Annotated in this window: 18 protein-coding genes and 2 pseudogenes; 17 read left to right on the top strand and 3 right to left on the bottom strand. The window is 37.5% G+C overall.

All coding sequences use genetic code 11. The annotated features are described in order from the left end of the window. Window positions 1-222: 222 nt before the first annotated feature. The 12 genes from LFLEISCH_RS10410 (at window position 223) to LFLEISCH_RS10355 (ending at window position 12,227) form a co-directional block, all read left to right on the top strand. Entirely contained in the window at window positions 223-921 is a 699-nt protein-coding gene (locus LFLEISCH_RS10410) for a response regulator transcription factor (protein ID WP_007476186.1), read from the top strand. Continuing rightward, window positions 911-2,248, top strand: coding sequence for a sensor histidine kinase (locus tag LFLEISCH_RS10405; RefSeq protein ID WP_007476183.1), 1,338 nt, complete (start codon window positions 911-913; stop codon window positions 2,246-2,248). Before LFLEISCH_RS10410 ends, LFLEISCH_RS10405 begins: the two co-directional genes overlap by 11 nt. Window positions 2,249-2,348: 100 nt before the next feature. Further along, window positions 2,349-2,906, top strand: coding sequence for a PepSY domain-containing protein (locus LFLEISCH_RS10400; protein WP_007476180.1), 558 nt, complete (start codon window positions 2,349-2,351; stop codon window positions 2,904-2,906). A gap of 293 nt (window positions 2,907-3,199) precedes the next feature. Further along, window positions 3,200-3,913: a response regulator YycF gene (gene yycF, locus LFLEISCH_RS10395; protein WP_007476178.1), complete on the top strand. Its 714-nt coding sequence runs from the start codon at window positions 3,200-3,202 to the stop codon at window positions 3,911-3,913. Between the two features lie 9 nt (window positions 3,914-3,922). Then, entirely contained in the window at window positions 3,923-5,749 is a 1,827-nt protein-coding gene (gene walK, locus LFLEISCH_RS10390; RefSeq protein WP_007476176.1) for a cell wall metabolism sensor histidine kinase WalK, read from the top strand. Continuing rightward, entirely contained in the window at window positions 5,746-7,056 is a 1,311-nt protein-coding gene (locus LFLEISCH_RS10385; protein WP_007476174.1) for a YycH family regulatory protein, read from the top strand. The genes walK and LFLEISCH_RS10385 overlap by 4 nt, the downstream gene beginning before the upstream one ends. Before the next feature lie 2 nt (window positions 7,057-7,058). Further along, complete coding sequence (locus tag LFLEISCH_RS10380; RefSeq protein WP_007476173.1) at window positions 7,059-7,916, top strand: two-component system regulatory protein YycI; 858 nt, start codon at window positions 7,059-7,061, stop codon at window positions 7,914-7,916. A gap of 99 nt (window positions 7,917-8,015) precedes the next feature. Continuing rightward, a complete protein-coding gene (locus tag LFLEISCH_RS10375; RefSeq protein ID WP_007476171.1) occupies window positions 8,016-8,846 on the top strand; it encodes an MBL fold metallo-hydrolase in 831 nt (276 codons plus the stop codon). 124 nt (window positions 8,847-8,970) lie between these two features. Beyond that, window positions 8,971-10,488, top strand: a complete 1,518-nt coding sequence (locus tag LFLEISCH_RS10370) for a S1C family serine protease (RefSeq protein ID WP_007476168.1) — start codon at window positions 8,971-8,973, stop codon at window positions 10,486-10,488. A 633-nt stretch (window positions 10,489-11,121) separates the two neighbouring features. Further along, on the top strand, window positions 11,122-11,601 hold the full coding sequence (gene rlmH / locus LFLEISCH_RS10365; RefSeq protein WP_007476166.1) for a 23S rRNA (pseudouridine(1915)-N(3))-methyltransferase RlmH: 480 nt from the start codon (window positions 11,122-11,124) through the stop codon (window positions 11,599-11,601). Window positions 11,602-11,616: 15 nt separating this feature from the next. Continuing rightward, entirely contained in the window at window positions 11,617-11,802 is a 186-nt protein-coding gene (locus tag LFLEISCH_RS10360; RefSeq protein WP_007476164.1) for a hypothetical protein, read from the top strand. Further along, window positions 11,799-12,227 (top strand): hypothetical protein, encoded by a 429-nt coding sequence (locus LFLEISCH_RS10355; protein WP_007476161.1) that lies wholly within the window; start codon window positions 11,799-11,801, stop codon window positions 12,225-12,227. Before LFLEISCH_RS10360 ends, LFLEISCH_RS10355 begins: the two co-directional genes overlap by 4 nt. Window positions 12,228-12,259: 32 nt before the next feature. Here the strand turns inward: LFLEISCH_RS10355 and LFLEISCH_RS10350 are convergent, their stop codons facing one another. After that, entirely contained in the window at window positions 12,260-13,783 is a 1,524-nt protein-coding gene (locus LFLEISCH_RS10350; protein ID WP_007476159.1) for a glycine betaine uptake BCCT transporter, read from the bottom strand. A gap of 345 nt (window positions 13,784-14,128) precedes the next feature. On the opposite strand from LFLEISCH_RS10350, the gene LFLEISCH_RS10345 reads away from it, so the two are divergent. The 3 genes and pseudogenes from LFLEISCH_RS10345 (at window position 14,129) to LFLEISCH_RS10335 (ending at window position 17,394) form a co-directional block, all read left to right on the top strand. Continuing rightward, window positions 14,129-14,422 (top strand): WXG100 family type VII secretion target, encoded by a 294-nt coding sequence (locus LFLEISCH_RS10345; protein ID WP_007476157.1) that lies wholly within the window; start codon window positions 14,129-14,131, stop codon window positions 14,420-14,422. Window positions 14,423-14,486: 64 nt separating this feature from the next. Continuing rightward, the gene (locus LFLEISCH_RS10340; protein WP_007476155.1) at window positions 14,487-15,362 is read left to right on the top strand and encodes a DUF1672 family protein; all 876 of its coding nucleotides are present in this window, start codon (window positions 14,487-14,489) and stop codon (window positions 15,360-15,362) included. A gap of 21 nt (window positions 15,363-15,383) precedes the next feature. Beyond that, a pseudogene (locus LFLEISCH_RS10335) lies at window positions 15,384-17,394 on the top strand (SA1320 family protein). Between the two features lie 290 nt (window positions 17,395-17,684). Here LFLEISCH_RS10335 and LFLEISCH_RS10330 read toward each other — a convergent pair. Both LFLEISCH_RS10330 and LFLEISCH_RS10325 read right to left on the bottom strand, forming a co-directional pair. Beyond that, window positions 17,685-18,629 (bottom strand): WYL domain-containing protein, encoded by a 945-nt coding sequence (locus LFLEISCH_RS10330; RefSeq protein WP_007476153.1) that lies wholly within the window; start codon window positions 18,627-18,629, stop codon window positions 17,685-17,687. Window position 18,630: 1 nt separating this feature from the next. After that, entirely contained in the window at window positions 18,631-19,839 is a 1,209-nt protein-coding gene (locus LFLEISCH_RS10325; protein WP_007476151.1) for a WYL domain-containing protein, read from the bottom strand. A gap of 110 nt (window positions 19,840-19,949) precedes the next feature. On the opposite strand from LFLEISCH_RS10325, the gene LFLEISCH_RS10320 reads away from it, so the two are divergent. Both LFLEISCH_RS10320 and LFLEISCH_RS10315 read left to right on the top strand, forming a co-directional pair. Then, entirely contained in the window at window positions 19,950-21,161 is a 1,212-nt protein-coding gene (locus LFLEISCH_RS10320; RefSeq protein ID WP_007476149.1) for an RtcB family protein, read from the top strand. A gap of 92 nt (window positions 21,162-21,253) precedes the next feature. After that, a pseudogene (locus tag LFLEISCH_RS10315) lies at window positions 21,254-21,720 on the top strand (SAM-dependent methyltransferase); the annotation flags it as partial.

Genomic DNA, 21,720 nt, shown 5'->3' with positions numbered 1-21,720 from the left:
CGCTATTTTTAATTATGAAGATTTCTTCATGTAAATTTCATTTGATACCATTTTAAGACGAGATAAACTCAAGTAAACTAGGTATAAGCATAAAATGGAAGATGAAAGTAAACAGAATTTAGTGTATGATTTGGGATAAGGAAAGAGTTTCTCGTATTAAGGCTAAATAACCGTTTTAGGTAAAAATATACCCATAACAATTATAAGAAAAGAGGGATTTTTTTGACAACATTCAACATACTTCTTGTAGAAGACGAGGAAAGTTTAGCAAGTTTTATCCAAACAGAACTCAAATTTGAAGGTTATCAGGTCACATGGGCGAATGATGGACAAAAAGGTCTTGAGTTTTTTGAAAAAAATGAGGAAGACTATCAATTAATTTTACTGGATTGGATGCTACCTGTTTATGATGGAATTACTGTAGCAAGAAGAATTCGTAGAAAAAGTGATGTGCCCATTATTATGATGACTGCTAGAAATCAAACGACAGATGTGGTCATAGGGTTAGATAGTGGCCTCGATGATTACCTTACAAAACCGTTTGAAATTGAAGAATTATTTGCGCGCATTCGAGTTGTGGCAAGGCGCGCTGAAAAAAATAAACAGGCCGTTCAAATGCTTCAGTATGAATCGATTCGGATAGAAGTAACAAAACATAAAGTGTTTGTTCATGATGAAGCCGTTTTTTTAACCCCAAAAGAGTTTGGTGTATTGTTAGAACTTGTGAAGTCAGCTGAAGTGGTGCAAACGAGAGAACAGCTACTTGATGAGGTTTGGGGCTATGATTTTGTGGGACAGACGAATATTGTAGATGTTTATGTGAGAGCCTTACGAAATAAGCTCGGTTATAGTGATGCGGGCGCGCTTATTCAAACTGTTCGGGGAGTTGGTTATATTTTGAGGAAAAATAATGAAGCGTAAAAGAAAACAGCAAACGTCTCAACGTCAACTAACCAAACAATTTCTACTCATTCTAGTCGTCATTTTACTGCTCATTAATATCGCTTTTGCGGCAGTGGCCTTCCAAACGATGTATGACTATATCGAAGAACAGGCATCTACTACGATGGAAGCGATTCAGAAAAACCAGGCGACGACGAAGAACTGGGCTGAGACCATCGATGCCTACGCTAAAAATGAAGACGATGCCATTAAAATCACACTAGATAATGGCTCTGTTTATTACTCCAATGAATCGGAAGAAACATTCCAGGAAATTGAAAATGGTAAGAGGGGCTTTTTAGGCCATTCTTTTATTTCAACAGATGATGGCTTTTATTTTTATGAAAAAGAGCAAATGAGCACTCTCACTGCCGAACTCGCAATTGATACGGAGGCGATTTTCGAATCTGTCTCCAATGTTTTTATTATTGGCATTTTCTTAAATATTGCTACGCTTGTGATTGGCGTCTTACTCATTTATTTTGTGGTACGCAAATGGAGTTTCAAGTTGCGACAAATGACTGATGAAATATCCGAGATTAGAAAAAACAATCAAAGTTTAGGTCGTTTAACGGTTCCAGAAAATCCAGTGGAAATGTATGAAGTTGCAACGGCTTTCAATCAATTAATGGAGGCACAACATAAAGCGATGGAGCGAGAAAAACAATTTATTACAGATGCCTCTCATGAACTTCGTACGCCACTTGCTGCCATACGAGGACATGTGCAACTTATTAAGCGAAGAGGGAATGATCATCCAGAGATTATACAAGAATCCATTCACTTTATTGACCAGGAATCTAAACGAATAGAAAAAATGAGTAATCAACTATTGACACTTGAAAAATACGAGCAACAAAGTACAGAAAAGCTAAACCTGTCAGACCTTGTGCAGGATGAAATTGAAAAAATGAGTTTTCTTCATGATTATTTGGTGGAATATGAAATTGAAGATGCTATTTTATTCCATGCGGCTAAAACAGATATTCAAGAAATACTTCAAAATTTATTGGAGAATGCCATTAAATACACAGATGCACATAAAAAAATCGCTGTTTTTCTAAAAGAAAATGAAAAAAGCATTGAATTACTTGTGGAAGATAATGGAATTGGTATCCCAGACGAAGCTAAGGAAAAGATTTTCGAACGTTTCTACCGAGTGGATTCTTCTCATTCCAGTGAAATTGAAGGAACAGGTATAGGGCTATCGATTGTTAAAAAAATGGTTGAAAAATATCACGGAACCCTTATTGTTAGGGATAATAAGCCAAAAGGAACGGTCTTTCAAATCACATTTCCAAAATGAAGAAATCTTCATCTAAGCTTTATGAAATTTTGGTTTTTCTTCCGACAATATTAGATATGATGAACATATCAAATCACAACAAAATATTGGAGGACTAAAGATGAAAAATTTTATTAAGAAAAATTGGAAAAAAGTCGTGATAGCTGGAGTCGTTATTCTAAGCGTTGGTGTTGCAAGTTCGTTCTTTTATAACAGCCAAGTCGCAAAAGCAGATGTTACAGAGATTAAACTGACAGAAAAGGATGTCATCAAGATTTTTAATAAGGAATACCCCAATAAGAAAGTACAGGATATTGAATTAGATCAAGCCTTTAAGGGCTATGTTTATCAAGTAACCGGGTATGATACTAATTCAGAGTATGAATTAAAGGTAGATGCGAAAACTGGAAAAGTGAAAAAGGAACGTACAGAAAAACTGAAATCGGATGATAGGTTTGAAACATTTGAATTGGCTTTTGATAAAGTTATACCTCGTGATGAAGCGACAAAAATTGCTGAGAAAGAAGCAACTGGAGGGGTAGCTAAAGAATGGAAATTAGAGCAACAATCAAATGAAACGGCGATTTGGGAAGTCACAGTTCAAGACGGGCGCGCTGAAATGCAAATTACACTTAATGCCATTACAGGTGAAGTTTTAGAATTCGATAATGAAGATTAAAAAATGCATAGGTCAAGAATTAAAAGGTATGGGGAATTCTATTTAGAGAATGCCATACCTTTTATTTTTCAAGAGCGCATGGCTGTAATAATTCAGATAATTTCTAAGTTGTGCTATAATAGTAATTAAAGCTTTATCTGTATAAAGGTGAGCAAGTTTAATCATCATAAGACGCCGCCGAATTCGTTCAGGGAGAAGGACTTTCGTGCCGCAGTTTCTATGATAAATAGTTTTGATTTTCAAAAAATGCCGGCAGAACCGGATAAATCCATTATGGGAGGACTGTTTGAGAAATGGCAGAAAAGAAAATTTTAGTAGTAGACGATGAAAAACCAATTGCTGATATTGTTAAATTTAATTTAAATAAAGAAGGTTTCGATGTATATTGCGCCTATGACGGAGACGAAGCAATCGACTTAGTGGAGGAAGTACAACCCGATTTAATTTTACTGGATATTATGCTTCCAGGACGTGACGGAATTGAAGTTTGTCGGGAGGTACGTAAAAAATATGATATGCCGATTATTATGGTCACCGCCAAAGACTCCGAAATCGATAAAGTGCTAGGCCTTGAACTAGGCGCCGATGACTATGTGACAAAACCTTTTAGTAACCGAGAACTAATCGCTCGTGTTAAAGCCAATTTGCGCCGCCACAGCCAAATTAGTTCCCAGTCCGCTGAAGAAGAAGAAAATAGCGAAATCGAAATTGGGTCCCTTGTTATCCATCCCGATGCATACGTGGCATCTAAACGCGGCGACACCATTGAATTAACGCATCGCGAATTTGAGCTATTGCATTATTTAGCCAAACATATGGGCCAAGTCATGACGCGCGAACACTTGCTTCAAACAGTATGGGGCTATGATTATTTCGGTGACGTGCGTACAGTGGACGTAACCGTAAGACGTTTGCGAGAGAAAATTGAAGACAATCCAAGCCACCCAGCATGGCTTGTGACACGACGTGGAGTAGGTTATTATTTGAGAAATCCTGAACAGGAGTAGACGTGTTTTATGCATAAAATGAAATTTTTCCAGTCGGTGCAATTCCGGCTGGTTATGATTTACTTGTTGCTAATTTTAGTGGCCATGCAAGTTATTGGAGCCTATTTCGTACGTGAACTGGAAGGGCAGCTTGAGAAGAACTTTCAAGATTCTATTAAAAATAGTATGACACTTTTAGATTATAACGTGCGGGAGGAGATTCTAAAAAACGGCGATAATAGTGCGCAAATGCAAACGGATATTCGTGAACTTTTGGTCGACTATGCGCGTAATAATTCAAGTTTACTTGAAGTTCGAATTGTGGATGAGCGAGGCAAAATCCTCGGGACGTCTAATATGGACAACCAAGGGGTTGTAGGCCAAAAATCAACCACGCCTTTAGTCAAAAGAGCTCTATCGCTTGGAACTTCAGAAGATAAAATTTATATGGATGAGTCAAACGACAACAAACGGGTTTGGGTCACAGTATCTCCAATCAAAAATAAAAATAAGGTGATTGGGGCTATTTATCTTGCCGCGAGCATTGAGTCGGTCTATTCGCAAGTGGACTCGATTACAAATATTTTTATCACCGGAACGCTTATTGCGATGGGAATTACAGCCATTTTGGGTATTTTACTGTCTCGGACGATTACAAAACCAATTATAGATATGAAACGGCAAGCGTATGCGATGGCCCGCGGGAATTATACGCGGAAAGTAAAAGTATATGGTCTGGATGAGATTGGGGAACTGGCTCAGAGTTTTAATTCCCTAACTAAAAGAGTGCAAGAAGCCCAAGCCATGACTGAAGGGGAGAGACGCAAACTGTCTTCTGTGCTTTCCTACATGACCGATGGCGTAATAGCAACTGACCGGCGAGGTAAAGTGATTCTTATCAATTCACCTGCTGAAAAAATGCTACGTGTAGCACATGAAACGGCAAATGGAAAACCACTTACAGAGGTTTTAGGTGTTCAAGATGAATATGAATTTGAAGATTTAATGGATATGACTGAGCCGCTTACTATGGATAGAAGTACAGTAGAACGTTATGTGCTTCGTGCGAATTTATCAGTGATTCAGCGAGAAACCGGATTTGTAAACGGGGTCATTGCTGTCTTACATGACATAACTGACCAGGAAAAGGTTGACCAAGAACGTCGCGACTTTGTATCTAATGTGTCTCATGAACTTCGTACGCCTTTAACAAGTATGCATAGTTATCTTGAAGCTTTAAGTGATGGTGCTTGGGAAGATAAGGAAATTGCGCCACATTTTCTTGAAGTTACGCAAAATGAAACTGAACGAATGATTCGCCTTGTTAACGATTTATTAAAATTATCGCGTATGGACGGCGGCCGGGAACATTTAGATAAAAGCTTTGTTAACTTTACAGACTTCTTTAATCATATTATTGACCGTTTTGAAATGATGAAGAAAGATTCAATTAAATTTAAACGCTACATTCCGCGCACGCCTGTCATTATTGAAATCGATGAAGATAAGGTTATGCAAGTACTTGATAATATTATTTCGAATGCAAATAAATATTCTCCGGACGGCGGACAAATTTCTTTCTTCTTGAAAAAAACAGCAGATCAAATTGAAATAAGCATAAGTGATGAGGGACTAGGAATTCCTGAAGAAGATTTAGACAAAGTATTTGATCGATTCTTCCGCGTAGATAAAGCTAGATCGCGGGAAATGGGAGGAACAGGGCTAGGACTTGCTATCGCGCGTGAAGTTATTGAAGCGCATGGTGGTCGTATTTGGGCTGAAAGTAACAAGCGCAAAGGAACGACTGTGAAGTTCACCTTGCCGTACAGCGACTTGCCGGAGGATGATTGGGAATGAAGACGAATGTATTTATACGAGGAACACTTCTCTCCGTACTCGTGATTTTAAGCATTGTACTCAGCTATTTCATTTGGAAAGGGCAACCTGACTACGAAACGATTAATGTAAAAGAAGTTGAGAAAACAAGCATTGATAAACAGAAAACAGCTATGCAAGTCTTTAGACCAATGATGATTCAGGTCAATCAAAAAAATAGCCATTTCCAAACGAATGACAGTGAATATGTGAATGAGCTTGCCGCTGATGGCAGAAGCTTTAGTTTTTCAGAAGTCGTTCTCTCTGGGAAAAAACGTAGTGAGGAATACGACCGCATTATTCACCAAAATGGAACGATTGAACTCATCTATCCGAACAACATTCCCTTTTCTATCTTCTCGCAAATTTTTCAAGTAGACGGGAAAGAATTGGAGAACGCAACATTTAATCGCATTATTTTTGATACAAATAAAACGGATACAGGTTTATTTACAGTTTATTTTACAAATGACTATGAAGATACAATTTATCAAAGCTCGCTACAAGAACGCGACATTAAAAGTGCGCAAAAAATTGTGAACGAAGCGGATAAAAAAAATGCCTTAACGGAAGTTCCAGAAGTTCTTCCAAGTAAGCATTCCATTTTCCTATCGAATGAGCCTGTCAAAATGAAAAGCGAAAAATATATTGTCGATTCGATGGACATTAATTTATTCACAAAAGCACTTTTTCCTGATATGGGTTCTGTAAAAAATGAAGATAATTCGTATACTAATGGTTCAAGCAAAATCGTACTCGATACGGATAATAAAGTATTAGAATATATTAATCCCTCGCAGGAATCGACGATGAATAATGAAAGTGTAGCAAAACGAGTTAGTCGTATCCAAGATAGCTTTAATTTTGTTAATGAGCATGCGGGTTGGACGGATAATTATTACTATACAGGTTATTTAACCCAATCAGGAACGGCTAATTTTAGTTTGTTTGTCAATAATCTACAAGTTTTAAGCTCGTCAGGGATGGCGCAAATTGCCGTTACGGAAGGTCAGGAAGCGGTATATAAATATAGTCGGCCATTTTTCAAACTTGACTATCCAATTCCTCGTGAAAGCGAAGAAGTGACCTTACCATCTTCTGTTTCGGTATATAACAGCTTAAAAGAGAATCCAAATATTGATATTAACTCGCTTCAAATGATTACACTCGGCTATCAAATGGACTGGGCAGAAGACAAGGGACTAAATCGCATCGTAGTACTAAGTCCAACTTGGATTTTTAAATATAATGGGCAGTGGTTTGTAGCGGATTTAAAGGGGAGTGAGTAAGCTTGGATTGGAAAAAAACAGAAATTATTTTTATCATTGCTTTTCTCCTACTCGATATTTTCTTAGCCGTTATGTTATTTAATAAGCAAGCAACGAATGATCCGGATAAACTTGGAAATGATACGTTACAAGAGCATTTAAAAACAGATAACATTAGCTACCCTAAATTATCATCCAAGCCTGTTATGGGTGAAATTTTCACTGCGACACAAAGCGCGTTTTCACCGAAGGACATTGCAGACTTAAAAGACCAAAGTATTACATTAACAAATAACTCCAGTAAGATTCAGTCGGTATTAAAAACACCGGTTATAGCTAATAAGGAAAAAGAAACACCTGAACTTGCTAGTTTTATTAAAGAGAAGGTGTATAAAGGGTCTTCTTATCAATTTTGGAAATATGATGAGGAAAATAATGAACTCATCTATAATCAAGTAGTAAAAGACAATATGGTGCTTTTTGATGATGGGGGTAAGCTCTTATTTCACTTAAATGATGCGAACAAGGTTATCTCGTATGAGCAAACTTATTTGGGCAAACAAGATGATTTGCAGGAGAAAACGAATTTAATGTCCGAGATGGATGCGCTTGAAGTTATTTATCAGCACGGCGATTTAAAAACAGATAGTGATGTTTTAAACGCCACATTTGGGTATTATACAACTGTCCAATTATCAAGTGGCGACGTTTATTTTCCAGTGTGGTGTTTTGAAGTAAAACATAAAAAGGAAACAAATTATTTTTTAGTTAATGCGAAAGATGAACAGGTTATTAATATGAATGAATCCCGCTCACTAGATACGGAAACCACATCAATGGGGAAAGATATATTTAAAGAAGCGGTCTTTAATCAAGAATAAGACAGAATCAATCCAATTTTAGGATTGATTTTGTTTTCTTTTCTTTTATTCTAAATAAGGTTAAAATAAGGGTATGTATGATGCTTGGGGGTACAAAAAATGATGAAAAGTCAAAATTTAGCTGGGACAGAAACAGCACAATTAAAATTTAGTATTCTTGCAAGCGGAAGTTCTGGAAATGCTACACTTGTAGAAACTGGTGATCAAAAAATATTAGTTGATTGCGGCTTAAGTGGGAAAAAAATGGAAGACTTATTTAAGCAAATTAACAGAGATATTAGTGAAGTTGATGCTATTTTAATTACGCATGAACATTCAGATCATATTAAAGGGCTTGGCGTTTTGGCGAGAAAATACAAATTGCCTGTTTATGCAAATGAGAAAACTTGGCAAGCGATGGACCGAATGATTGGCGAAGTGAACGTGGATCAAAAATTTCAATTTGATATGGAAACTGTAAAAAGTTTTGGGAGCTTGCAAGTGGAATCATTTGGTGTCTCGCATGACGCAGTTGAGCCGATGTTTTACATATTCCATAACGGGAATAAAAAATTTGTTATGATAACGGATACGGGTTACGTAAGCGACCGGATGAAAGGCCATATTAAAAATGCGGATGCTTACTTGTTTGAAAGTAATCATGATGTGGAAATGCTTCGTATGGGACGCTATCCGTGGAATGTAAAGCGCCGCATACTGGGCGATCTTGGTCACGTTTCAAATGAAGATGCTGGTATTGCAATGAGTGAAGTAATTGGAGATAACACAAAACGAATTTATTTAGGCCATTTAAGTAAAGACAACAATATGAAGGATTTGGCTCGTATGAGTGTCGCACAAACCCTTGCCAGTGAAGGCATTGTGATTGGTAGTCAAGTTGAGTTATTCGATACAGATCCAGAAATTCCAACAGGGATTATCACTTTATAAAAAAGAAAGGAGGTGCAGCGATTAATTGTGTGCCTCTTTTTCTTAAAAATTTAAAGTAATTTCATGAATTTTTCATATTTCTTTTGTAAGATAAATGTATAAACGAACATTTAGGTGGAAAGGGATGGTTAATTTGGAAAACGAAAAAAATGAATTCGATGAGAAAGACAAACTTCAAGAGAGTAGTCAACAACAACCAGATACACACGAAGCGTCAAAAACAGAGGAATCCGTACATAAACCACATACCGCAGAGCCTGTTTTTGAACCAATTTCAGAAGGTCTGGCATCTGACGGAGAAGTTTTCGCGGGGGCGACGCGTGAGCAGGCTGAGGCCAGTATGACGAATGCTTTTTTTGAGGAAGCATCTGATAATAAGGCGACCGACAAACAAGACACAGTACCGCCAGTACCTCCAGTTATTCCTCCAACACGTTCAGGTGGTAGTAGTGGCGGTGAACCTCCAAGGAAAAATGGCGGAAAACACTTTTTAGGATACTTCCTAACCGGTTTAATCGGTGTTATAGTAGGTGGACTGATTATCTTTTTTGCTGTTAGTGGCTTAGGTGACACTGACTCAAATACATCGACCGGTTCAAAATCAACGAATACAGGAAAAGTTGAAAAAGTTTCTTATGAGAACTCGACTGATATAACAAAAGCAGTTGAAAAAGTTCAAGACGCTGTTGTGAGTGTGTTAAATTATCAATCAGCTAATTCACTCGATGGTTCAACCACATCAGAAGAAGAAGCCTCTTCTGGTTCAGGTGTCGTGTATAAAAAATCTAACGGAAAAGCGTATGTTGTCACAAATAACCATGTTGTAGAAGGTGCCAACAAGCTTGAAGTGACTTTCTCAAATGGGAAAAAATCATCCGCCAAGCTAGTCGGAACTGACGAATGGAATGACCTTGCAGTACTAGAAATCAGTGACGAACATGTATCGACTGTAGCCGAATTCGGCAATTCGGATTCCTTAAAAGTTGGAGAAACTGCCATCGCAATTGGTAGCCCTCTTGGAACTGAATTTTCAGGATCTGTAACAGAAGGTATTATTTCCGGATTAAATCGTGCGGTCCCTGTTGATACAAATGGTGATGGTCAAGAAGACTGGGAAGCGGAAGTTATTCAAACCGATGCTGCCATCAATCCAGGTAATAGCGGTGGGGCACTTATAAATATACAAGGACAAGTGATTGGAATTAATTCCATGAAAATTTCCACAGAAAATGTGGAAGGAATTGGTTTTGCCATTCCAAGTAACACAGTCGAACCTATCATTGAACAACTTGAAACGAATGGTGAGGTAACACGTCCTTCACTTGGCGTAACCTTACGTGACGTGGATACAATACCTGAACAACAACAAAAGAGTATTTTAAAACTACCGGATGGCATTGATTATGGCGCTATGGTTCAACAAGTTGTAAATGGTTCTGCAGCTGATAAAGCGGGTCTTAAACAATATGATGTCATAGTGGAAATGGACGGCAAAAAAGTAACAAATTCCATGACACTACGTCAAATTCTTTATAATAATGACGTTGAAATCGGACAAAAAATGAACATCAAATATTATCGTGATGGGAAAAAACAATCTACAACGATTACACTAGAAGCGGCAAAATCCACACAACAATAAAAAATAATCTTTCCGAACCAACCCCCGTGGGTTGGTTTTTTTGTGGATAAGTTGTGGATTTTAAAATGTCAAGTTCCCTATATTTAGTTGGGAACATATTTTCTTCCGCTAAATATAGAGAAGAGTTGTGGATATGTGGATAAAAATTGTGGATAACCTGTTAGTAAGCCGTGAATAACCTGTTAGAAACCGAAAATACTGATAATTCTAATCGAATATACGGTCTTTTGAAGAGAAAATTGCATCAAATTACATTTTTAATAAAGTTTGATAGTAATAAATACCTTTTTGTGAAAATAAGGAGAATAAAACCGCATTTATCCACAATTTTATTTGTATACTAAAGATAAAATGCCTTTATAGCAGGGGTTTATAACGGTTTTACACCCTGTGGATAAACTGTGGGTAACTTATTTTTAATAGTATACATCTTGTGGGGAATGTGTGTTCGCGCACAAAATATGCTTTCCCTTGTGGATATGTGGATATATTATGTGGATAATATCTGTGTATAACTGGTTTTTCTTGTGGAAAACCATTATATACTAATTTGTATGGGAATTTAGGCCAAAAGAACCCATAGGTATTTTTTTATGGTATGATAAAGAAAATGATTTTCTGGGGTGGAATGAGATGAAAATCCAAATAATCACAGTGGGTAAATTAAAAGAAAAATATTTAGTACAAGGAATAACAGAGTATGTGAAGAGGCTTGGTCCTTACGCCAATATTAGTATGGTAGAAGTTCCAGATGAAAAAGCCCCTGAAGTACTTAGTGATGCTGAAATGATACAAGTGAAGGAAAAAGAAGGAACGCGCATTTTGGCTAAAATTTCTGATGATACATATGTTTTTGCGCTGGCAATTCTTGGTAAGCAAAAATCAAGCGAAGATTTCGCCGCGCACATGCAAGATTTAATGGTATATGGAAAAAGTAAAATTGCTTTTGTTATAGGCGGATCTCTAGGGCTAAGTGAGCAGGTTCTAAAACGAGCAGATGAAAAAATTTCTTTTGGGAAAATGACTTTGCCGCACCAACTAATGCGTTTAGTTTTAGTTGAACAAATTTATCGAGCTTTTCGAATTATGCGCGGTGAACCATATCATAAATAATAAGGGAGAATCAATATGAAAAAAATTGGCATCATGATTGGCATTGGAATTTTAGTTGTTGGCGGGGGGTTAGGCGCTCTTGTGTATTTTAATTTATGGCCGTTTCAAGGGAGTAAAATAGCGGGGGTACCAAACGGAGCTTTAGTCAAAAAAGAGGAAAATGTGATTACAGAGCTAGACCTTCTTTTAGCGGCAAGGTGAGTTTTAATACAGAAGGAAAGAGTGCTTTCGTATATTTAGATGTGTACGAAAAAGAGAATCGTGTTAGTCATAAAAAAGTGGCGGGAATTTTAAGCGACAGGAAAAGTGCGATGAACGGGGAACTAGTATGGGGAGTTGTCGGCCTTAATCTAATGAAGCCAGAAGAAGTTCGCGCTAAACTTCTTGTAAATAGTGCCCAATCAGAAGGTGCTATTCCGCTAAAGTCGGTACTCACCAATCAATCTGAACAAGGTAGTGCCGCCTCGGAGCCTTTTAAAAATGGAAAAATTAAGCTTGGTAAACGCTATATTTTACAATATTGGAATAGAAGTGAAAATGGGATTTCTATAAGCGAAGATTTTTTTAATAAAGAGGAACTTGCAAAAAAGGATCAGACAATCATTCTTTATCTGATATTTAAATAAAAAAGAAACAGGAGCGGATCCTGTTTCTTTTTTTATAGATTATCGCGTTGTGATTTTTTGGGTCGGATAAATAAACCAAGCCGGTCTCGTTCTTTTGAAAGTGAGATATAGAGTGAAATCATCATTAAGATGATGACAATGGAAAATGGAAAGGCTACAATAATCGCGGCGTTTTGTAAACCTTGGAGGCCGCCGGAGAAAAGTAGCGTACTTGCAATTCCCGCTTGTAAAATGCCCCATACCAATTTAATTTGAAAACTGGGATTCATCGCGCCGTTTGTAGTTTGGATTCCAAGTACAAACGTGGCTGAATCGGCAGAAGTGACAAAGAAAACAGCAATCAAAATAATAGCGATGATAGATAAAATAAAACCGAGCGGAAGCTCATTTAATACACCAAAAAGAACTTGTTCAGTAGGAAGTTCTTGCAGTTTTGGCACGGAGGTACGCTGAATATTTATGGCAGTTCCGCCAAAGACCGCAAACCAAAGTGTACTCACAATCGTCGGAAGGACAATAACGCCCATTAAAAACTCGCGAATCGTACGACCTTTTGAGATACGAGCGATGAAAAAGCCGACAAATGGCGACCAAGACATCCACCACGCCCAGTAGAAAATCGTCCAACTATTGATCCACTCGCGTCCAGCCGGATTTCCAGGCTCAGTACGAAAACTCATTTGTATAAAATTTTGAAGGTACTGGCCGAAAGCATTCGTAAACTCATTGAAAATTTTAACCGTCGGGCCCAAAAAGAGCGTAAGTACAAGCAAGAGAGCTGCAATATAAAGATTCACATTACTCAAAATCTGGATACCTTTGTTTAAACCGCTAGCCGCGGAAATCATAAATAGGATAGTCACAATGATGATAATAATCATTTGAATGGTAAAATTAATTGGAATATCGAATAAATAGGCGAGACCGCCGTTAATTTGTTGGGCGCCGAGTCCGAGTGTTGTCGCCACACCAATTACTGTCGCGAACACGGCTGTGATGTCAACGATATGTCCAATCGTTCCTGACGACCGGTTCCCTAGGATGGGATAGAGGGTTGCGCTAATTAAACCCGGTGCTTTTTTTCTAAATTTAAAATAAGCGAGTGCAAGGGCCACAACGGCGTAAATCGCCCAGGCGGAAATCCCCCAATGAAAGAATGTATAGCGTAATGATTGCTGCAGCGCGATTTGAGTCTCAGTGTCGCCGCTTGGTGAGCTGATAGCGAAGTGGGAAAGCGGTTCTGCTGCCCCCCAAAAGACAAGGCCAATTCCCATTCCTGCGCTAAAAAGCATCGCAAACCAAGATTTATTGCTATATTCAGGCCGGTCGCCTGGTTTCCCTAAGCGAATGGCGCCAATCGGACTTAAAATTAAAAAAACGCAAAATGCCACAATACAAACTACGACTAGGAGATAGTACCAACCAAACGTAGTGGTTAAAAATTCTTGGATATTTGCTGTTGCTGTTTCAAAACCTTGCGGAAAAAATACGCCTGATAAAACGGCCAGAAGGATAAGTGCCACAGAGCACCAAAAAACCACCCCAATTTTTTTCACATCACATCCTCCTTTTTTCTACTTTTAAACTATTATACCTTTTTTGGGATGGAAAGAATAATAATTCAATAATTATGCGCTCATAGCTCCTGAGAGAAAAGCGCTTTTTGTTTCTGCAAGCGTTGTTTAAATGCATGCATATATATTTTGGTTATTTGTGAACTTAATGTGTGTTTAAGTTTTTGTTGGGCCGCAATTTAAAAACAAGTAGACTAATTAAAAGGGGCAAGTCTCTCTTTTTTATGTCTTTTTTTCTGAAAAGTTCACAAAATCTACATAGACAGTAAAAAATCGATATGCTATAGTATAATTGCGATAAAAATACATAAACAGGAGATGAATTTCATGTCTGGACAAATTAGAATGACCCCGGCAGAACTTCGCGATCGTGCAAAAACATACGGAACAAGTGCGCGAGATATTGAACAATTATTACAACGCTTATCCCAAACACAAGAACAATTACGCAGTGAATGGGAAGGTCAAGCGTTCGCACGTTTTGACGATCAATTCAATCAATTAAAACCAAAAGTAACAGAGTTTGCAAATTTGATGGATCAAATTGAACAACAACTTCAAAAAACTGCCCATGCAGTGGAAGAGCAAGATCAACAATTATCGCAGAATTTTGGATTTTAATTTAAAAAGAACGCCTCTTATTGTAAGAGGCATTTCTTATATAAATAGAGAAAAGGGGCGTACAATGAACGGGAAAAAAATAGCTATTTCTATTATTGGTTTATCAATTTTACTAGGAGGTTGTTCATTTATGGGGAATTCAGACGAAAAAGAAAAGAAAGCAGACGACGGGACAACACCTGTAGCAGAGTATAAAGGACAGGGTTTTATCTTTGTTGATGGCGACAAGTCTAAAGATATTGTTGAAAAGAATGAAGCAGAAATAAAAAAACGAGCTGTCGCATATATGAAAGATACATATAAAACTAATGTTAAAGTGAACAATGTAGTACCTGCAAGAGATGCGGCGGTTGTTATGGTGGAAGCAGAAGAGCCAATAGAGTTTCATACTTCTGTGATTGTGGGAATAGATCCACGGACTAAGGAGTTGAATAGTGCTCGTTCTGAGGAATGGAAAGTTGAAGGTGCTATTATTAGTGGTTCATATGTTAAGGCATATAGAGAAGAATTTGGAAACTTAGATACTTTTACGAAGACAATGGCAAAAAAATATGATTTACAAGGATTGAATCAAACCGCAATCAACAAAACACATGCTTCGGGTTATGAAAAAAGCTATTATTTTGTTCCAGTTGGTGGAGATTCTACAGTAGTTTATGATGCCTATATAAAAAAACAAAATATTTCTGCAAGCGAATTGCAAAATTTGTTTTCGAAAGTAGATGGTAAGTTTGAAAATGCAAACATTGTCTTACACTTCTATAACACAAGTAAAGGGGTGCCAAAACAAGAGAAGGCTGAACAAATAGCCAAAGATTTGAAGAATGAGACAGGACTTCCAAAAGGAAATTATAGTGTTATTCTATATGATAATTTTATTGTTGATCGAGTTGGCTTGCCCGATGGTGATAATGTTAGGGTTGAGGATATTCAAAAATAATGGACAAGGGGGCTTTGGAAGATGCCAACAGCGGAAAAACTAAAAACATCGGACTTAGATATTATTGAATTGAGCGGCAAAATAGTCTATGAAGAACCACAGCCTGGAGACTATATTACTTTGAACGGCATTAAAAATTCTTATGAGGTTAAAGAAGGAAAATATGGAACAAAATCCGGACTAGATTACATGATTGTCGAAAACACCAAAACAGGTGAAGTCGGTATGGTTTTTCAAGGCACACAAGGGCAAAAAGACGGGGGTCGGGATATTATTACCGACGCCACACTGCCGGGGAACATTCCCGATGCTCAACTACTAGCGGCGGACGAAGCCTACAAGGAAATGAGTGAAAAATATGACATCAAGTACGTGGGAGGCAACTCTTTAGGGGGTGGACTTGGTAACTATGTCGCGTCCCAATAATGATGTTAAGAGTGTGACCTATAACCCTGCGATGTTGCCTGATGGGGAGTACACCCAAAAGAACCCCGATATTACCAACTATATGAGTGAGTATGATCCGCTAACATTAGGGGAGCGAAGTGCGGGATACTTGAGTCGTTTACCGGGTAAAAATATCATCGTGAATAACAATATGCCTTTATTTGCTACTCTGGTATCCAACCACACGGGCTATAGTGAATCGATTAAGATAGACGGGGAGGAAATCTTAATCGATGCCGATGCCTACTTACCTGTTGGTGTCTGGAGTGGGGCAGTTCTCACGGGCGGTAAAGGGCATAAAATAGACATGAATCCCGAAAACATGAAAATCTTGGCAGAGGCTATGGTGTCGAAAATGAAAGGGCAAATAACCACCGCCCAATCACATGTGGATCATGCCGTGGATATTGTCGAACGGGAAGGCGCTAAGCTAGATGACCGGAAAGAAACACTAACAGCTAGCTTTGATGCTTTACTCGGGCAAGATGCTTTGGGGAAAATTATGACGTTTACATCGCAGTATGAACTCGTTCGCGATGAAATTGAAAAAATCAATCCTGTAGGTGTGAAAGCCTTGGACGCGCTTCAAAGAATTCGTTCCACTCCGGTCATATCCGATATTTTTGATTTTATCTCGACGCATTCTTTTTTAGGCGCTTTTAGTTTGCTGATGGATTTACCCTTACTTGTAAACGATACTCTTATGAAACTGGATGATCTTATCCTTCAAGTGAATGCGCTGAAAAAACAAGCCATTCCCAAACTTTTCCAGGGGATAGACAATGAATTTCTTGACGATGGTATGGTGGCGGAGTTAAAAGCCCACTATAAAATCATTGACGAGAATAAGGAAGTTGTCACTAATCAAATTGTGACTTTTGGGACGCAGGTAACCTACGTATCGAAGGAGTTAGAAAAAGCGGATAAGCTTTTAACCGTTACACAACAAATAGAACGAGTCGCGGCGCCTCCTGCTACTTCTGATTTTACGTTACAGGAATCCAAAGCACTTCAAGATGGTATGGGGAAAAAGCAAAAATTACTAGACGACAACTTTCGAAAATTTCGTGATGCGGCGACCTCTTCTCTTGATCCTATCATAACCAATTTAGGTAGTACATTGAATCAATTAAATATGACAGTGGGGGAAACCTATGCGATTGTGAAGACGGTGCGAAGTGGTTTAGACTATGTAAAAGTGCCTTTTACTGATATAGACGACAACATGCGAGCAGGCTTGGATGCGTTTATTGAGTTTGCCGAACCCTACCAAGTCATGGTGGAGTCACTCATTCAGGCGACACGTTCCTTAAGAGGGGGCGGGTTAAGCGCTGTTTTAGATGCGTACCGTCCGTATATTGATACAGCGCTTTTTGAGGGAACACAGTTCCAAAATGTCATCGCACTGAACAAAGTATCGGTTAATATTTACGAAAGTTCTAAGATGGTGTTTGAAGATATTAAGTACCAGCTAAGCGACAATAAGGCAGTAGCGGTCGAAGCCCTGGACAAACTAGCGGACAAAGTCGTCATCAATTTGGCAACACTACTCGATCAACTAAAACGAGGTAGCATCGAGGTATGAAGAACTGATAAAATGGAGCACGATGAAGTTACATAAGAAACAACGTTTACTCGATTTGTAAGAAGCGAAATCATAGATAAATAAAAACAGGCTACTTTGATATTTATTTAGTAGCCTGTTTATTTATTCGTTCCGCGCCTTGAGGGTTATCCCTCACTTTGCTCTTGTTTTTAGTTACATCGTGCTATGATTTTAAAAAGTCATGATAAGACTCGATTTTTTGTTTAGAATCATAGTAAAAGTCGGATATGATTTTTTGTCGAAAGAATAATAATTCAATAATTATGCGCTTATAACTCCTGAGAGAAAAGCGCTTTTTGTTTTTGCAAGCGTTGTTTAATCTTATGGACAAATGGCGCAGGGGATACCACTTTCAACATCGGACCGAAAGATAGAATTTGAATAAGCACTTCACTTTCTACGGCTTTTTTATATGTGATGGTCAGTTCAAATGTATTTTCATCTAAACGTTTGGTTGTTTTACGGTAGCTTGCGAAGTGAAACATAGCACGTTCTAGGGCATTTCTACGATCAAAAAGGATGCAGCAAATGGTTTTTACTTGTGGATTTTGGATAATGGCATCATGGGCATTTTCAGACTGGATACATGCTAAACGAATGTCTTTCATATTTAAAATATAGCTCGAATTGTTTTTTTGAGAGATAGCATAAAGGCGAAAACGATTATTTTTTTGTGAAAATTCGAGTTTTTGAGGATTGAAACTTCCTTTTAACACGTTATTTTTTGATTTTTCATATTCTAAATAAACCATTTTATTTTTCTGTATGGCCTTTAAAATCATATTAAAGTGTGTGATATAGCTAGGGTCCGAATAGGGGTCTCCATCAGAAAATTGGTCAAAATAAAGGATATCTTCATTAGAAAAAAGCGGCTCGATAGAATGGAGATAGGTTTGCCATTTTGTAATTTCTTCTTGTTCTAAAAATAAAGCGATACGTGAATCTTCTATAATGGTTTTTAGAAAACGTTTTTCAAAGTCGCGATAAACGGGAGGTATGCTAGGGATTTTAGGCGTTAGGGCATGATTTTCATGGGTTAGTAAATCCCAATTATCTGTCGTCATTAATTGTTTTTCAATATGAAAAAGCGTCTCTTTGAATCCTAAATTTTGAACAATAGAGTGGATATCACTTTTTGACAAGGGGTTATTTTTCATAAGAATTTGATTGACAATGGTATAATAAGTTCCATAAATTTCACTGAAAATAGGCATTCTAATGTTCCTCCTCGTAAAATTCGTACATGAGAGATACCTCTTTTAGGAAGGATGCAACGAAACCTTTTCTGCTTGCTTCCATTTTAACGATTCTCCCGATAAACGTTCGTAAAAAAGGTTTAATCCCTGTTAAATCAAAAAGCTTAACTTCATATTCAAAAAGATTGGGTCCAATTTTGGTAAGCTTCCCTGAACGACCTTCCCGTTTGATGCGGTCGATCAAGTAGGTTTCGCGATATTCATCAATCCGCAGTTGCATTCTAAATGTGCTAGTTTTAAAGTTCCCATTCATATTGCTCCAAAAATAAGGGAGCGCGTCTTTAAATTCAGCTGCAATCTGGTCAAAATCTTCATCAACACCTAAAATCTTAACCGATTCAATGTGATCGAGTCGAAAAGATGTAAAGTTATGCGAACCCACCGTACGTCCCATCACATAACGTCTGCCAGTTTGTGAACTCACCAAAAGTTTAATCGGTAAAAAGGATTTTGAGATCTTTTTCTTATGGGTGAAAAGGTGGATTTCAATATGCTTTTTTAAACGTATGGCAGTGAGGAGATCAAAAGCGATTTGATCGTCTAAAGTATGAACCGGGTAAAAATGTTTAAAAATAAAAGGCGATTTCAAACTGACCTTTTGCGCATTTAAAATATACGCGCCTAATATTCCAACTGGTAAAACTTCTTTGAAAAATTGAATGGCTGTTAGAAAATCAGAAGACAATTCCGGGAAAAGGATGAGCTTATAATAGTTCACCTTTTTTTGTTTGGTTTGTTTTAGGATTCCTAATTTGACATATTCAGATAATTTTTTTCTTACTGTTCCTTCCTCAATCAGCTTTTCATTATCTAGCTCTCGCAAAATTTCTTGTAAATTTTTTGATTCTTCTTTTAAAAGGTGGATGAGCATAAAATGTAAATAAATATCATTTTTGGTAAATGACTTGGCTTTCCAAATAGAGAAAAAAGGATTTTCGCTTAAATCGGTCGAGTCAATTGCTAAGCGAACTGTTTTTTTAGAGCCATTTATTTCAGATTCGATATTATTGTGAAAATAGCTTTCGATGCGGCGCCGTTCCGTATCATAGCTTCGAATACTTTTTTGTTTAAATTCTTCACGCGTTTTAAAACCATAAATATAAAAATCACGCGCATAAGGACGTATGGTATTGATGTTTTTAATTAATTCTTGAAATTCTTTTGCCACATAAATCGTCTCCCTTCCATTTCAGATTAACATTGCGCACCTTTTTTTTAAAAGATAAAATGGGCAATTTTTTCTATACTACATATATCGACTAGGAAGGAGTGACAAAAATGTTTGTTCACTATGAAAAAGAGAAGAACGGAAAACCTATTAAAATATGGCTTGAAAGCGGCAAAGATATTGAGGAGGGCTGTTTAGAGCAAGCAAAAGAAGTGGCGAATTTGCCTTTTGTTTTTAAGTGGCTTGCGTTAATGCCGGATACTCATTTCGGGAAAGGGATGCCAATTGGGGGCGTGCTAGCGACGAAAGATGTGATTGTGCCTTACGCTGTCGGTATGGATATTGGCTGCGGGATGAGTTTTGTTGAAACCAATATTTTAGCTAGTGAGGCACAAAAAGTTATGTCAACACTAGTTCAAAAAACGCTTGAGGAGATTCCGGTTGGGAAAAGGAAACATTCTGTAAAGCAACATTCTGAGCTGTTAGATGAAGCAAATAAACTAGAATTTTATGAGGCACTTCCAAATGTGAGTGAAACAATTGAGTATGCGTATTATCAAATTGGAACACTTGGAGGGGGGAATCACTTTATTGAATTCCAAGAAGATGAAAAAGGCTATTTATGTATCATGTTGCATTCCGGAAGTCGCCATCTAGGTGCCTCCATTTGTACGCATTTTGATAAGGTGGCAAAAGCAGCTAATGAAAAATGGTATAGTCGTTTGCAGGATGAAAACGCACTTGCTTTTTTACCTATTCAATCAGAAGAAGGGGAAGCTTATATTGAATGGATGAATTTTGCGCTTCAATATGCCCATTTAAATCGTTGTACAATGCTAAATAAAGCGATGGAAATAACATGTGAAGTGGCGAGACAAGAGCTTAATCAAAAGGCCGAGTTTAAAAATCCCATTCATTGCCATCATAATTATGCGCAACTTGAAACACATTATAATGAGCACGTGTATGTGCATCGCAAAGGGGCTACAAGTGCGAAAAATGGGGAGCTAGGAATTATTCCTGGTGCAATGGGTTCTAAGAGCTACATTACAATGGGACTTGGAAATAAAGAAAGTTTTTATTCTTCCTCACACGGGGCGGGACGAAACTTTTCTAGAACAAAAGCAAAAGCTAATTTTCCTGCTAAAGAAGTATTAAAAGACTTAGAAAATCAAAATGTTACTTTAGGGAAAACAAACTTAAAAGATGTGGCCGAAGAGAGTAGGCATGCATATAAAGATATTGATCAAGTGATGCAAAATCAAAAAGAACTTGTTACAATTGTGAAAACATTACGTACGCTTGGCGTTGTAAAAGGTTGATAGGAAATGAGATAGTTCATCCCAAATTGAAGCGCTTTAACCATCGTAATTTTGTTATAATGAGTAAGACAGTAATAGAAAGGGAGAAAGAGATGGCGATAATTCAATTAGCAAGCGACAATCCAGCATTTTCATTTCTTATTAAAAAAAATCCAGCTTCTGGCATGGTTTTTCGAGGTATTCGAAAAGGTGTAGCAAATGGATGGTTCAGCGAAGAAGGGATATATCATGTGTTTTTTCAAGATGCGCAAAATACGGTTTCTTTTAACGCGAAAGATGAGCCGGCCTTTGATTATTTAAATTTATCAAAATATACGAGTCCATTTGCTTATTTACAAATGATTAATGAATTTTTTAAAACGGTCTATACAAAAGAAAATGACCAAGATAAAGTTGGCTTTCAAAATCGTATTGTTTTTTCAATGATTTATGCAAGAAAAGAACATTATTTGCGTTTTTTTAATCAATATTTTGAAGGCTATGATTTTACAGCGATTCAAAAAGCAGAGAAATATTATGAAGTTACCATTCTATCAAATGGGGAAATTGGCAGACTTAT

Source organism: Listeria fleischmannii subsp. fleischmannii LU2006-1 (genome assembly GCF_000344175.1).
In the GTDB taxonomy this organism is placed as follows: domain Bacteria; phylum Bacillota; class Bacilli; order Lactobacillales; family Listeriaceae; genus Listeria; species Listeria fleischmannii.
Note: the sequence above shows the minus strand (reverse complement) of the source record. Positions and strands in the feature narration are given on the sequence as shown.